Origin of the sequence: Alkaliphilus transvaalensis ATCC 700919, from assembly GCF_000621485.1 — a bacterium.
GTDB classification, from domain to species: domain Bacteria; phylum Bacillota; class Clostridia; order Peptostreptococcales; family Natronincolaceae; genus Alkaliphilus; species Alkaliphilus transvaalensis.
Window position 1 is genome coordinate 57,979 of sequence record NZ_JHYF01000017.1, and the last position, 16,190, is coordinate 74,168.

Genomic DNA, 16,190 nt, shown 5'->3' on the forward strand with positions numbered 1-16,190 from the left:
ATCTTTTAATGGGGTAGTATATCAGCTAAATTGTAATATATTTTAAATCCTTCAGTTTTATTCATGGGGTATAAAGCACTTGATGTTAGCTTTTGCAAATTCTTCGAAGCTTCTAGGTTGTTTACCTGTTAATCTGTAAAATTCGTTAGTTACTTTTTTAGCAGTACCCATTCTCGTCATAAAGTAGAGGGCAACAGTTACATTTACATAATCCTTTTCTAATCCTCTTTTTTTAATGTAATCGTTTCGATATTTTATATATCCAGGTTTAATATAAGTAATTTTTCTCCCAGTAACTTTAGAAAGTATATCTGCCACTTGATAATAATTTAAAGCTTCTTTTCCTGTAATTGTATGGGCAGTATTTTTGTACTCTAAATGTTTATGTAAAAGAGTAGCAATGGCTAACCCAATGTCTGCTGCATCTATAAAGCTAGTTTTACTTTTTCCGGCAGGAACAAATATTTCATTTTTTTCAATAATTTCTTGAGCATGAATTCCTGAGAGATTTTGCATAAAAAAGCCTGGTCGAAGATGAGCAAAAGGAACATCACATTTTTCTATGTATTTCTCAATTTTATGGTGAGGTGGTATAGGATTAGACTCAACTCCCATTAAAGATAAAAAGCATACTAATTTGATACTTGCCTTTTTCATAGCATTAATAAAGGGATAAAGGTCTTCTGGCTTACCTAAATGAGGAGGACGCATAAGAAATACTCGGTCTACTCCTTTTAAGGCATTATTATAAGTAGTTTCATCTGTAAAATCAAAATATATAGCTTCTACCCCTTCTCCAAACTTTTGCTTTAACTTTTCTACATTGGTTCCAGCAGCAATAACACTTTCCCCCATCTTCAAAAGTTCCTCAATAACATAAGTTCCTACATTTCCAGAAGCACCTGTTACCAATATTTTCACATTATTTCTCCCCTTCTAAAAAGCTATAATATTGATACTATAACTTCTTTTTATTTTCTTTCATAATGCATATATAAGTTATAGGATAATAGTTAGTTAATTTAACTAACTATATTGTATCTTATCTTTTGAAGGATGTCAACATCATTCATATAGTGTATTCTTAAAATAAAACTCCCTATTGTTGATCATGCAAGAGCATCACCCCAACAGAGAGTTTATTATTATAAGCTAATTTTATGATTACTTTGAGTTTTCGGGAATAACCCTGCTATAGTAAAAGTTAAGGACCATAAAAGTATTGTAATGACCAGCCATCCAGAGCCTAATGGTAAAAAGGCTGCTGCTGTCCAGCCCCCTGATACTATTGGGGCATAGAGCCCTACCGACACCCCAATTAATAGGAACGTATTTACTCCAATCTGAAGCCATTTTAAAACTTTCCGCTTTCTATTAAAACAGGAATTAGTCACAAACTTTCTACGCCCATCTTGTATCTGCTTAGATATTTTTAAAAGATATAATGATAAAATTAGTAGAAAGACAATGGAAATGCCTCTAATGAGGTTTCTTTGTTTTACTAAATTAATATGATAGGTTGGCCTTTCCCCCGTTAGTAACTCTTCCCAATCTGCTATTAAATCATTGATTAGATGATTTCCCTTATAGCTATTTGTTAAAATTACGATACCCGATCCATCTACAGGAGACCCAAGTATACTGGCACACCACCCCCTATTATTGCCATCATGCCCAAGTTTTTTAACACCATTAGAGAGTGTTCCAATTGAATAACCCAGTCCATAGCTTATATTTGTTCCATTTTTCAAGACTGTTTTTTCAGTCATTAATGCTATTCTATTTGATGGTAAAAGATTTTGAGTACTTGGTTCTATACTAGCTAATAGAAAGGTGGCTAAGTCTTCAACTGTTGTATATAGGCCTGCAGCAGCTCTTTCAACAAATAAATAGTTTGGAAGGGTTTCTCCCAACACACCATAGGCATTTGTAAGATTGTTATCTATTCTTGAATTCCAAATAAATGAACTATTTTCCATGCCTAAGGGGAGTAAAACTTCTTTTTCCATATATTCTTCAAAACTTTCTCCAGTAACTTCTTCAATTAGCAATTGGAGTACAGAATAACCGCCCCCCGAGTACTGATACTTTGTTCCAGGTTCATAAAGGAGATTTACTTGATATCTTGAACCTAAATTTCCATGTAATGAATCTTCTATTAATATTTCTTTAAGCTCTTTATTTCCTGCATATCCACCAACTGATAATCCTCCAGTATGGCTTAACAAACTTCTTACTGTAACTTCTTCACTATATTCTGAAGTCGGTAATTGCCACCTAGTAAGATATTTTTCAACTGGATCATCTAAGTTGATCACCCCTTCATCCACCAGCTTCATAATACCCCAAGCAGACACAGTCTTTGATATTGAAGCCACTTGAAAGACGGTTTTTGATGTTACAGCTTCATTAGTTCCTTTATCCATGACACCAAAGCCTTCTATCCAACTTACCTCACCATTATGAATGATGGCAATTGCTGCACCTGGTATTCCATATTCTTGCAACTTTTTTGGAACTTCATCTTCTATCTTATTAATAAAATCTTTAAACTCCATTTGCTCATTAGCTGGCGTTGCTATTGAAAAGCTTATGTTCGTCATGTTAAATAATAGCCCAATAATTATTATTAATATAATTTTTCTACTCAACTTTGACCCCCTCCTATCCATTTAAGTCTATTCTCCTACTTTAATTTCTTTAGTAGCTATCATAATTTCTTCTTGATTTAACTCTTTTATAAAACTTTTAAACAATTGATTTTGCGAAGCATAAAGACATAATAGCATCATAGAGATCCCCGATGCTGCTATAACAATTTGCCAAGAGAATAGCTCCAGCAGGACACCAAATAACCAAATTCCCAACGGTGTCGTAGCCGTTAGGGCTGTCATGAATACTCCAAATACCCTTCCCCTTAACTCTTCTGGAATTTTAGTTTGAAAATGAGAGATCATTGGTATATTTTGAATTGTATTAAAGGCTCCATATAAAAATAAGAGTAGCATGAAAATTCCAGTAATCCCCCCATGAGACAAATTACTAAAGGCAGGTAGTACAGGAAATACCCACATGATAATGAAAATTGACTGGAATAATAATAGGACAAAGAATCTCTTTAATAACTTATTATTGGATTTTTGAATAGAAACAAAAATTGCACCACCAATCATCCCTATAGCTGATGAAGCCTGTATTAAAGACAATTGTAAGCTAGAAATCCCCAAGACCGTAAAAGTAACGAATCTTACTGCAACCACCATTAAGGGATTATAAATAAAATTGATTATTACTGCAAATATTAGAAGAAACTTCATTATTTTTTGTGTATTTAGATATTGAAAAACAGTGATTACATTGCTTAAATAGCTTTTATTTTCTAACTCACCTTTGTCTACATTGCTTTTAATAAAGACAATAAACATTTCAGAGATCCCTGAAAGGATAAATGAAATAGCAGTAATGATAAAGATTGTATCAACATTTAAATTTTGATACATTAGGGCGCCAGTTATTGGCCCTACAATATTAATGATTGCCCCCGCTGATTGGAGGGCTGAGTTTGCTTGGGGCACCCTTTCTTCACTAACAATATTAGGTATTGCAGCATTTGCAGCTAAGGTAAAGAAAGAATTTGACAACCCTAAAACGGCATTAAATATAATAATGAACATAAGACTAGATGATAAAGCTCCAAATAGGGCCGCCATTAATAAAATAACGCCACCACTAAATAAATCACAAAACACGATTATTTTTTTCTTATCGTGCTTGTCTACAAATACACCTGCAAATACATTAACGAAAACTCCTGGTAAAAATCCGAAGGCTAACACAGTAGAGAAAGCTGCCGCTGAACCGGTTAAATCTAATACATAAAGACTCAATGTAAAGTTAAAAATTGATGATCCAAAGTTAGAAACCAATCTCCCTAACGAAAGTAGTATTAAATTTAGATTAAAATTAATTTGCTTTGTGTTATCTTTATTTGATAGTGATGTCATATACACAACCTCCAAAATTTTAATAGCCTATAACCTATACATCATATAAAAAATTAACACCACCTTCTTTCAACTCTCGATAAATTAATTTCAACGACTCAAAAGTAATTAAATGTAAATGATCAGGATACATTAGCTGAAAAGACTATCTAAATCATCCTGTCCAATATCTAGCGTATCAAAGTCAGAAGGGGTAAACTCTACTTCATCCTTTCCTAAGGTATGTTCAAGTACTTGTCTAATCTCTTCAACATAACTTATTGCAAAAGATTCAATTGACTCTCTTCTATGGGCATTTTGATTATAGGTAATCTCCACCCTCATACTTCCATTAACAATCATTGAATTAATATCTAGTTTAGTCGTTAATTGATTTAATGGAGATGTTTCAGCGCCAGTATCTGCAAAAGTATATTGAAACAAGTCATTCTCTAATTCACTATCAAACCTACCTAAATAATTGAATCTAACCTCCGACATGCTGTTATTTGATTCTTTTAATGTATTTTTTATATACTTTAAAAGACCAAATTCTATCATGTCTTCTGATAAAGACCTGAGTTGTTCTTTAATCTCTTTAATTTGTCCTCCAATATCTTCTTTTGACACATTAAGCTTAATTGGATACATTGCAGTAAACCATCCTATTGTTCTTGACACATCAACGGCTTCAAGTCTCCTTCCATGATCTTCAAGTTCTAGCGTGACACTAGTTCCACAGGTCCAATTTGTCATTGCCCTTGTCAATGCCACTAGAAGTAATTCTTGCCCTTGAGTATTGTAGCTACGATTTGCCTCCTTTATAAGTTGTTGAGTTTCTTCCTTTGTTAAATTAATTGTTACGATAGCACTGTTAGCAGTTGACCAATCCTCTGTAGTGAAATCCATTGGGAGTTTAAATGTTTCTGTTTCAAGTTCCTCCCAATAGGTAGTTCCCTTTTCCGCTAAATTCTCTGCAACATAATCATCTAATGCTTCCCTCCAATCTATAAGTGAAGCTGTTTTATGAGGTAACTGAGGTTCTTGATCTTTCATCAATGTACCAATGATATGATATAAATCCTCTAAAATGATTCTCCAGGAAACACCATCTACAACAATATGGTGGGCAGTGACCATAAGGTAGTCTTCCGCTGGTGTATTCTTAATCAGTGCAGCTTTTATTAAAAGGTCTTTCTCTAAATTAAAGGATGCCTTCATCTGCTCACCTATTTCTTTTAAGCAATCTTCCTTTTCTTGTTCTTCTAAGTTACTAATATCATACTGCTCTATTATAAAGGGATGCTTAAGGTGTTCACTATTGTAAAATAATGAATTCCTTTCACGACTATAGTTTAGTCGCAAACCATCATGATGTTTAATCAAATAATTAATGCCTTCTTCTAAGGTTCTCATGTTAATAGCTTTTCTAAGTTTTAAAAGTATTGATTGATTATAATAGTTGGCATTAGCAAAATTTTGATTAAAAAACCAGCTGTGAATTGGGAAAAATGAAATTTCCCCCGCCATAGTTCCCTGCTGATATTTTCTTACTTTCGGCTCCATATCAACATTTATACATAGGGCAGAAATAGTTTGATGGGTTAAAATATCCTTTACATTAAGCTCTAATCCAAATTGATTTAACCTAGAAACAATTTGAAGGGCCTTAATAGAGTCTCCTCCAAGTACAAAATAGTTATCGTTTATTCCTACTTTTTCTACAGCTAATACTTGAGCAAAAACATCAGCTATTAATGCTTGTCTTTCATCTTTTGGTGCTATATACTCATTTTTACCAGTTAATCTTTCCTTCGGACCAGGCAGTGCATCTCGATCAACTTTCCCATTTATATTTAATGGGATTTTCTCCAGCTGAAGAAAATATGTAGGTACCATATAACTAGGTAATTTCTTTAATAGATAGTCTCTTAGTTCAGATGCTGTAAATTCCCTTCCGCCTACAATATATCCACAAAGATTTTTATCACCAAATTCATCCTCTAATGGAATAACTATTGCTTCATGGATCTCTTTATGTTTAAGTAGTTGACTTTCAATTTCTTCTATTTCGATACGATAGCCCCTAATCTTTATTTGATGGTCAATTCTACCGATGTATTCGATATTACCATCGAATAAACGTTTCGCAAGGTCCCCAGTTCGATACATTTTTTCATTATCTTTAAAAGGATTAGTTACAAATTTTTCTTCTGTCGTTTCCTGCTTATTAACATAACCTCGAGCTAGACCATCACCTGCAATATAAATCTCTCCAACAACGCCAATAGGTACTGGCTTTAAGTATTTGTCTAGTATAAATATTTGAACATTATCGGCAGGTATCCCAATTGGTATCACTTGATGACGATCTCTTTCTGGGTTGTATTGATGGATCATACAACCTACCGAAGCCTCCGTTGGACCATATTCGTTATAGATTTCTATATTTCCATTAAAGCTTCTATAGGCTTCTTCAGCAAGGGAGGTTTCTAGCTGCTCTCCACCTACTATAAATCTTTTTATCTTCGACTGACTGTTATCTTGATCTTTAATTAACTTTAAATGGGAAGGAGTTAGCTTTACCACACCGACACGATTGTCCTTTACTATTTTGTTGATCAATAGCTCCTTATCATCTTCCCCGTAGACGATAATACAATTGCCTGTTAATAGAGGGGTAAAGATGGAGGTCACCGTTAGGTCAAAAGATATGGTTGTATATAGGGGGAAATCTAAGTCTTCGCCCTTTAGGTAGGACTTAGCTGCCCAGCTAATATAATTTACAACTCCCCTATTTTCCACCATTACCCCCTTTGGCTTACCAGTACTTCCCGAGGTATATATAATATAGGCCAAATTATTGGCATTATAGGTTATCTCAAGGTTTTCTTCATTCCCTGTATACTGCTCTTCCTTTTCTATATCCATTATTAGACCATCAAATTGAATTTCTGGCAGCTCTTTTCTTCCCTTAAGTAAAATTTTAGCACCGCTATCCTTTAGAATGTATTCAATCCGCTCTTTCGGATATTCAGGGTCTATAGGAATATAAGCCCCACCAGCCTTTAGGACTGCCATGATGGAAGTCACCAGTGGAATAGAACGATCTACTAAGATGGCAACAGTGCCATCAGCAGCTACTCCCTTCTTAATCAAATGCCTTGCCAATTGATTTGCTCTACGGTTTAATTCGCTGTAGGTAATTTTTTCATTTTCGTGAACTATGGCAATCTTTTTAGGTGTTTTTTCCACCTGTAGTTCAAATAACTGACTTAAGGTACTCTCCTTTGGGTATGTGGCTTTAGTGTCATTGCAGTGTTCCAACAGATCGTCTTTTTCTGCAACAGACATTATTTCAATATCAGATATCTTCTTACGGGGGAAATCTATAATACTATTAATGATGTTAATATAATGATGTGCCATCTTTTCGATTGTATTTCTATTAAACAGCTTTGAAGAAAATTCAAAAGTAGATTTAATTTTTCCCTCTTCTTCCAGACAGAAAAGAGTCAAATCAAATTTAGCGTTTTTTCCCTCAAGATGATAGGGTTTCATTTTAAAATCTTCTTCGTCAATGGTGGGAATCAGCATATTCTGCATAACAAACATGGTATCAAATAAAGGATTTCTGCTCATGTCCCTTTTGACACCTAATTTAGTTAATAGGTTTTCTAATGGATAATCTTGGTTTTTATAGGCATTCAAAATGCCATGCTTTAACTGTCTTAAAAACTCGTTAAAGTTCAACTCTCCCTTTGGATAATCCCTTAAAGCTAGGGTGTTAACAAACATACCCAAAATACTCTCTAGATCTGGATGCATCCTTCCTGCTGTAGGGATTCCCACAACAATATCCTCTTGACCACTATATTTAGCCAGTAGAACATAGTAGGCGGCCAACAGAACCATCTGCAGACTTACCCCTTCTCGACGGGCAAAGGCATATAGCTTAGAGGTTATGTTTTCATCAATTTCAATAATTACCTCTGCCCCCTCGAAGTTTTGAAGGACAGGTCTTGCATAGTCAGCAGGTAAATCTAATACAGGTAGTTCCCCTTTGAACTTTTCTAGCCAAAAGATTTCTTGATCCTCTTGTTTAATGGTTTGAGCTAGCTGCCAGTATACATAATCTTTATATTGTAAACTTGGTTTTTCCAGAGTTTTACCTTTATACAGTTCAATCAACTCTTTGAGCAAAATTCCCATAGAAGTTCCATCAAAAATGATATGATGAGCTTCCAAAAGCAGGTAATACTTCCTTTCATCAGTTTTGATTAAATGTACTCTAAAAAGAGGACCCATTTTTAAATCAAAAGGTCGGCTAAGAGATTCTAATAATTCTTTAATCTCCTCTTCTTTGCATTCTTTATAATTAACCTTAATTTTCCTTGGAGGATTTACTTTTTGTACGACTTCCCCCTCCACAAATTCAAATGTCGTTCTTAAAGTTTCATGTCTTTCTACCAGTTTTTGATATGTCTCTTCTAATCTTTCCTTAGAAAAATCTCCTTCAATATAAATGGCCTGGGTAATGTTATAAGTTGTAGATTCATCCATATTATTTAAGATGTACATTCTTTTTTGCGGGAAGGATAAAGGGTAATGTTCCGCCATATCCACTTTAGGAATAGAGCTATATTCCCCTTTCTCAACTGTTGAAGCAATCTCAGCCAAGGCTTTGATGGTGGGCGTTTCAAAAATATCCTTTAAAGGTACTTCGAAGCCCAACTCTTTATAGACCTTAGAGGCAATATAGGTTGCTTTGATAGAATCTCCCCCAAGTTCGAAAAAGCTATCGTTTATTCCTATTTTTTCGATCCCTAATACCTCTGCCCAAATGTTTGCCAACTGTTCTTCTAACTGGGTTGTTGGAACATCTATTTCCCTCTGATTCATGACTTCTTTAATTAGTTGGTCCATTTCTGTAATTGTTTTTTTAAATACTCCCTTTTCATAGTCTTCCACAAGTTTAAAACGTTGTATCTTCCCACTTGTGGTTTTAGGGATGGTCTTTACTGGTAAAACATATGCCACATCCAGTCCCGTGGTTAGATTTACCTGTTTTTTTAGGCAGAGGGCTAAATCAATGAAGTCTGCTACTTTTTTCTTAAACAAAACAAACATCACTATTTCTTCTTTTTGAAGTTCCTTATTAAAGCAACCACAGGTCACAACCCGACCAAGCTCTGCCCCTTCTATTTCTCCAACTACCCTTTCTAGGTCATGGGGATAATAATTCTGACCATTAACAAAGATAATATCCTTGGCTCTACCAGTAATTACAAGCCGCCCCTCTTGCATAAACCCTAAGTCTCCTGTATTTAACCAACCATCTTGGGTTATAGCCCTTTCTGTAGCCTCTTGATTGTTATAATAGCCAGTGGTTACATTGTCCCCTTTAATATAGACATGACCAATGAAGCCCTCTTGTAATTCGAGATTTTTCTCATTACAAATTCTAATAGCGCAGTTTTCCACAGGATAGCCAAGATCAACAAAGCTAATATCCAACTGGTCTTCACCTTTAATTTCTACAACTTTTTCTCCCACTAGAATTTTATTTCGATCTAGTCTGATTTTTCTAAAAGGCTCTCCCACCTTTGGAAAGGATACAGCAAGACTTGCTTCTGCAAGACCATAAACTGGAAAAGCTGCTTCTTTTCTTAATTTCCATTTTGCCATGGTTTCATAAAAAAGATCACTTAGTTCTGCCGATATTGGCTCTGCTCCGTTTAAAATTAACCGTACACAAGATAGGTCCCAGTGATCAAAGGTTTTATTTCTTAGGAAGGACAAAAAGTGCTTATAACCAAAGTTAGGCGATGCTAAGAGGCTGGCTTTATAAGCAGAGGTCTTTTCCATCCATTTCAATGGACTTGTGATGAAGGTTGTGGTAGGCATAATATATTGATTTATCCCTATTGCTAAGGGACATAGATGAAATCCTATTAACCCCATATCGTGGGTTAAAGGCATCCAACTTAGGGTTGAGTCCTGCTGAGTAGCCCCTGAAGCAGTAATGATATCTGCTATATTAACCAATAGGTTTCGGTGGGTTAAGACAACCCCCTTAGGTGTACCTGTTGAGCCAGATGAAAACTGAATAAAGGCGATATCATCAGGATTAGAAGAATGTAGGGTTCCTTCCTGATTCCCCTCCATCATCCCATCGACAATAAGGGTTTTAGATAGAATTTCTTCTTCTAAAACTTCTTTTCTTAATTTATCAAAAGTATACTTTTCTAATTTTTCAAAAGTAACATTATTGGTGACCATATAGGGATTCTTCAACACTTTCCAAATTTCCAGAAGTTTTTCACGATGGGCTTCTCTATTACCAATTGTAATTGGGACTGGAATAATCCCCCCCATAATACAAGCCCAAAAGGTTAAAACAAACTCCTTTTCATCCTCCAATTGAAAAATCAATTCGTTACCTGCTTTTAGCCCCTTATTTTGCAAGTGCCAAAGTAGTTTTTTTCCTTCTTCATACAGATTATGATAAGACATAAAATGGTCTTCACTATTGAAAAAAAATGTTATCCCTCGGTCTTGGTGCATGTTCATTTCTAGTAACTGAATTAAATTCTTGTAATTTTGATATAAACTCATTTTCTCCATATACCCCCATCCCCTCTAAAAGGTTACACACCTTACCCTATTATATGTAAATTTATATATCTAACTTATTCAACACAATATAGTTATTTCCTGTCTTTAGCTACACTTTTTTTCATAATAGTTTGAATATTGTATATTTTATTCCCATTAATTTTATTGTTCCTTACTAATTATCAAAATATCATTTCAAATTAATAATCCGCCTTGAGATTCGTTTTTAAAAAAGTTTTGGGATAATAATAACTACTGCCCACTATCTAAAGTATGTTTAATAATCGTTATAACGTCCTCCATTTTTTCATTAATGAAGAAGTGCCCTCCATCCATCATATAGAACCTGCACTTGCCAGTTGTATGACTACTCCACCCAGTAATTTGATTAAGAGTTAGTTGATCTTCCTTCCCATTAATCACAGTAAAATCACAGTCAAGTTTACTTTCCCTCTCTTTATATTGGTAGGTTTCATTCACTTTAAAGTCAGCCCTTAAGAGGGGAAGAAATAACTCTAATAGTTCTTTTTCCTTAATTAATTCTTCAGGTGTTCCCCCCAACTCGATTATTTTTTTAAGGAATTCCTCATCTGGTAGGGTATGATACATCTTTGACTCCTTTAGATGGGGTGAGCCGTTACCTGAATAGAAAATGTGTTTAGGTTTTCTTAATTGTAATTCATTAATTTTGTGGGCTAATTCATAAGAAATTAAACTTCCATAACTATGGCCATAAAGGCTATACTCTCCCTTTTCTATATCTTCTTTTATTAATTTAAAAACATCTTCTACTACTTCATTAATATCATCATAAAATTTATCGTTATAGCGTTTTCCTCTACCGGCTAATTCTACAGGACATAATTCTATCGAATCATTAAAGTGTTTTTTCCATTTGGCATAAATAGCTGAGGAACCGCCAGCATAGGGAAAACAAAATAGCTTCAATTTACTCATGTTAAAACCTCCTACATAAATTAGTAACTGTTATATGCATTTATTTTATGATATTCCACATTTAACATCTCTTTCCCTTCAAATTTTCTTTTATTTTTTTACTTTTATGAATTTTCCGATGTGCATAGAAATAATAAAACCACTAGAAACTGTCTAGTGGCTGATCTCTTTTACAACTAATTCTATTAACCTACAATTGCCTGTTTATGATTATATAAGATATTTTTGATTTCCTTTGTCAATATTTCTATTTGTTGGGGCTTCTCTAACAAGTCAACTTGGTCGATATCTACAACTAATACTGGAGATTGTTTATAATCCTTAATCCAGTTCTTATATCGATTATGGAGATCTATCCAATATTGTTTGGAGATTTTCTTCTCCATTTCCCTACCTCTTTTGTCAATTCGATTTAAAATTGTATCTATACTTCCATCAAGGAAAATCATTAAATCTGGCTTAATTAAGTAAGGGGTCATCATGCAATAGAATAGTTCTGAATAAGTATCATAGTCCCGATCTGTCATTTTTTTATTATCATGTAATGATTTTGCAAAAATCTCAACATCTTCATAAATGCTTCGATCTTGTATATGGTTCTGGTTTATTTCACCAATTCGCTTTTGATCTTGAAACCTTTGGCTTAAGAAATATAACTGCAGATGGAAACTCCATCTTTCTTGATCAGCATAAAAATCTTCTAAGTATGGATTCCCAATTACCTTTTCATAGCTTGTATTAAAGTCTAATGCAGTACCAATGATTTCTGTAAAGGTAGATTTACCAGCTCCAACGTTTCCTGATATAGTAATAAAATATCCATCCCCAGGTTTTCTTTCCTTAGGTGTGTACTCATCATGTACAATCAATTTTGTTAACATTACTTAACCTCCCTCAATAAGCCTAAATCATTTTCTGTAACTTTCTTGATCTCGTGAAGGACATAGTTTACATCCTCTTGATTATTCACAAAATCTCTATTATTTACATTGATGGAAATCACCTTTGGAATTTTATTAGTAAAGTAATGTTTTAGTGAACAGGGATCAAAATAATGTTGGTATTCATTACTTAATTTTTCTATGTAATGTCTATCCATATTTCTTTCAAAAGGTCTGTCTCTCATCTCAATTCGTTTCATTAAGAAATCTACATCCCCATGAAGATAAATAATAATATCAGGTTGCACTAGGTTTTCAACTAATATTGAATAAACCTGCTTATATTTTTGAAAATGATTTAAATTTAAAGTTAAACCCGCAAATACAAGATTTTTGATAATATTATAGTCTGCAACAACAGATACTCCTTGATCTAGTTTCTTTGTTTGAACATCTTCTAATTGTTTGATTCTATTACATAGAAAAAACATTTCTGTTTGAAAAGCATATTCTTCTATATTTTCATAGAAGTTCTTTAAATATGGGTTCTCTTCTACAATTTCCTTTAACGAGAAGGCATTAAGTTGTTTTGATAGGATCTTTGTCAAGGTAGTTTTTCCTACACCGATGGGTCCTTCAACAGAAATAAATAGCTTATTTGTTATGCTACGAATTGCATCAGACATTTAAATTCCCTCCATACTATATTTTGTATGCAAAGAATATAATACTCCTTTATATGGTAGAAAACAAATTGAATAGGAAGTAATATAGTTCTAAAATTGCCATAAGTCGACTTCTATCTTCAATTTACTTTTAATTTCTTACTTTTATCTTATTCTTAGATAATTGGTTGATTTAGTTTTTAAGTCCTAGAGAAGTTCTTTACTAAGCTTTCTTTTATTATCAGTTTTCTCTTCTCTAAGGAGGTCTTTTTTTAATATAGCCATTACAATCCCATCCACAAGTTGCCCTTTAATTAAATCTCGTTCTCTTACTAACCCTTCTCTAGTAAAATTTAGTTTTTCTAATACTCTTACTGATGCATCGTTACCTGGAGTAATAAAAGCTTCTATTCGATTTAATTCCATTCGATTAATACCATAATCAACTAAGACTTTCACTGCTTCTGTAGCATATCCCTTATTCCATTCCTTTTTGGCTAGATCATAACCGATTACTGCTCTCCTTGATCTCACCTCGAAATCACCAAGGCAGCAAATACCTATTAATTCATCGCTTCCTTTAGGTTGAATGCCCCAAGTAATCTCTTCTTTAGATGTAAATGAGGTATGATAGTTTCTAATCATTTTTAGTGCTATTTCAGTATCCTCAATAGGATAAAACCAGTCAAACTTAGCTACCTCTGGATCACTGAAAATGTTAAAGATATACTTTGCATCCAATTCAGTTATAGGTCTTAATATCAGTCTTTCTGTTTCTAATACCTCTATTTTATCGAAACAATTTTCATTCATTTTAGCTATCCTCCAAAATAAATAATAGAACAATTACTTTTCATCAGCTCAAACTCTACCCTATACCATATTTAGGAACAATCTATCACTATATCCCCCCTTAGCTTACAAAGTCTCTAGGGCTTTTCCTATGTTCATTTCCTTAGCTTTATTATAGAAAAAACCACCTAGCGCTATATCAAAGGTTGCCATACCCATTGGATTAAACATAATAACATCTTCTTCTTTTAAAGTAGTTAAAAAATCGTTACAAACAACGTCAATAATGGATTTTGAATCCTCTTGCTTTAACCCCTTCTCTATATGCATATGCTCTATGTCTGTCTTCTCTCTACAAACTTCATCCCAATCATCTACAATAAGGGCATTTTTCACATAATCTAGTATATCGGTCTTATAGTCCCTTAAAGAAACATTCAGCTGTAAAGATCCCTTCTTTGGGGGAAGATCTATATAAGGTTCTTTTGATACAGTACAGGTCATAAAAATATCAGCATCTATATATGTTTTCTCCCATGAATCTACAATTTCGATCTTATCTTTTAAACTACTATCTATGACGTTTTCTCCTAAAGGTTTTATGTCATAAATATATACCTTTTCAATTTTGTCCCCTAACAAGTCGTTAACCATTTTGAAATGATATTGTCCAATAGGCCCCCAGCCTACAATTCCAATTTTAATACCCTTTAATGTCCTTGTATTATCATAGGCCTTGATTAAAGCACCACTTACAGCAGAAGTTCGTAAAATACTCAATAAGGCAGTATTTATGATGGATAGTGGTTCACCAGTACTTGCGTTGTTTAGTATAACAACACTATGGGCCCTTGGTAAGTTATTTTTAATATTATCTGGAAAACTAGCGATCCACTTAATTCCAGACATTTCAATTTCTCCACCTATAAATGCTGGCATTGCAATAATACGGTTCTTTAAGTCTCTATATCTAAGATAAGGCTTAATTGGCTGGGCAAAGTCATTAACTGCCATACAGGCTACTGATTTTTCAATTACTGTAACAAGTTCATTCCAAGTAATACCTAAATTATTTATGTCTGATTCATTAAGATATAACATTTTACTCCACTCTCCTTAATTGATCAGGTGCACAAAAATGTTCCATGCACCACTCTTCATTATAGACTGTTTCACTATATCGATCTCCTCGATCTGCAAACAGTGTTACTACATTAACTTGCTTATCAATATTTTGAGTTTTAAAGTATTGTTTAATTGCTGTAAAAACAGCACCAGAGGACCCACCTGCGAAAATATTATAGGTCTTTAGCAGTTCATTACAACTAAGGATGACATCATACTCCCTTACAAAAACTACGTCATCAATTTGAGCAAACTCTAATATTTCTGGCACTTTACTGGAACCAATGCCTGGAATGAATCTTTTTTGTGGTTTACCTCCAAAAACAACTGATCCAACAATGTCAACAGCTATTATCTTAGCATTTGGGTATACTTTTTTTACCTTTGAGGAAACCCCTGTTATTGTTCCTCCAGAGCTAACGCCGATAAATACATAGTCTATATTGGTTACTTCATTGCACATTTCAAACGCTAATGTTTTGTTATATGCCTCTGCATTGTATTTATTTCCATACTGATTTATCCAATATGAATTTGGTATCTCTTCTAAAAGTTTATTGATTTTTTTAATTCGATTTAACAAATATCCACCATTTATATCTGGCTCTACTACCTTGACAACTTCTGTGCTCATTTTCCTTATAATTGTTTCATTTGTATAAGAAATTAGTGGATCTATTACACAAATAAATTTTAATTCTTTACTTCTACAGTAGTTAGATAGTGCTATTCCGAAATTTCCAGATGATGACTCAATTATTGTTGTGTTTTTATCTATCATTTTTTCTTCTAAAAGCCTATCAATAACATATCTTGCAGCTCTATCTTTCACACTACCAGTAGGATTAAAATACTCTAATTTTACATATAACGAAACATTTTGAGCATCTTTAAGATACAATTTAATTATTGGGGTGTTTCCAACCATATTTAGTACATGCTCGTAAACCATCTACTCCCTCCTTTCTATATTTAAAATTTTAAATTTTGCAAATTTATTAAATATTTACATATCTACATCTTCGACTTAAATGATGTAAATCCTTTTTTTAGGTATGTTCTTTAGAATTTTTTTATTTTTTCTAATACTCTAGGTCATATTACCCATCTTGGTACTATTAACTCTTCTTATCCGAAATTTACAAAAAATTATTCTTTAATAAGTAATT

10 protein-coding genes are annotated in these 16,190 nt (G+C 33.5%); all 10 read right to left on the minus strand.

Features of this window, described 5'->3' with window-relative positions:
• Positions 1 to 57: 57 nt before the first annotated feature.
• The 10 genes from T335_RS0113070 to sbnA all read right to left on the minus strand — a co-directional run bounded on the left by T335_RS0113070 (position 58) and on the right by sbnA (position 15,973).
• Entirely contained in the window at positions 58 to 921 is an 864-nt protein-coding gene (locus T335_RS0113070) for an SDR family oxidoreductase (protein WP_026477952.1), read from the minus strand.
• Between the two features lie 224 nt (positions 922 to 1,145).
• A complete protein-coding gene (locus tag T335_RS20720; RefSeq protein ID WP_051569307.1) occupies positions 1,146 to 2,651 on the minus strand; it encodes a serine hydrolase domain-containing protein in 1,506 nt (501 codons plus the stop codon).
• A gap of 27 nt (positions 2,652 to 2,678) precedes the next feature.
• Positions 2,679 to 4,004: an MFS transporter gene (locus T335_RS0113080; protein WP_026477953.1), complete on the minus strand. Its 1,326-nt coding sequence runs from the start codon at positions 4,002 to 4,004 to the stop codon at positions 2,679 to 2,681.
• Positions 4,005 to 4,136: 132 nt separating this feature from the next.
• Positions 4,137 to 10,610 carry a non-ribosomal peptide synthetase gene (locus T335_RS0113085; protein WP_051569308.1) on the minus strand — a complete coding sequence of 2,158 codons (6,474 nt, stop codon included), beginning with the start codon at positions 10,608 to 10,610 and terminating at the stop codon, positions 4,137 to 4,139.
• Positions 10,611 to 10,853: 243 nt separating this feature from the next.
• Positions 10,854 to 11,558: a thioesterase II family protein gene (locus tag T335_RS0113090; RefSeq protein ID WP_242837304.1), complete on the minus strand. Its 705-nt coding sequence runs from the start codon at positions 11,556 to 11,558 to the stop codon at positions 10,854 to 10,856.
• A 185-nt stretch (positions 11,559 to 11,743) separates the two neighbouring features.
• Positions 11,744 to 12,439 carry a deoxynucleoside kinase gene (locus tag T335_RS0113095; RefSeq protein WP_084281323.1) on the minus strand — a complete coding sequence of 232 codons (696 nt, stop codon included), beginning with the start codon at positions 12,437 to 12,439 and terminating at the stop codon, positions 11,744 to 11,746.
• Positions 12,439 to 13,125 (minus strand): deoxynucleoside kinase, encoded by a 687-nt coding sequence (locus T335_RS0113100; RefSeq protein ID WP_051569309.1) that lies wholly within the window; start codon positions 13,123 to 13,125, stop codon positions 12,439 to 12,441. The genes T335_RS0113095 and T335_RS0113100 overlap by 1 nt, the downstream gene beginning before the upstream one ends.
• Before the next feature lie 186 nt (positions 13,126 to 13,311).
• Entirely contained in the window at positions 13,312 to 13,917 is a 606-nt protein-coding gene (locus tag T335_RS20725) for a GNAT family N-acetyltransferase (protein WP_051569310.1), read from the minus strand.
• 105 nt (positions 13,918 to 14,022) lie between these two features.
• A complete protein-coding gene (locus T335_RS0113110) occupies positions 14,023 to 14,997 on the minus strand; it encodes an ornithine cyclodeaminase (RefSeq protein WP_026477958.1) in 975 nt (324 codons plus the stop codon).
• Between the two features lies 1 nt (position 14,998).
• Positions 14,999 to 15,973 (minus strand): 2,3-diaminopropionate biosynthesis protein SbnA, encoded by a 975-nt coding sequence (gene sbnA, locus T335_RS0113115; RefSeq protein ID WP_026477959.1) that lies wholly within the window; start codon positions 15,971 to 15,973, stop codon positions 14,999 to 15,001.
• Between the last annotated feature and the right edge of the window lie 217 nt (positions 15,974 to 16,190).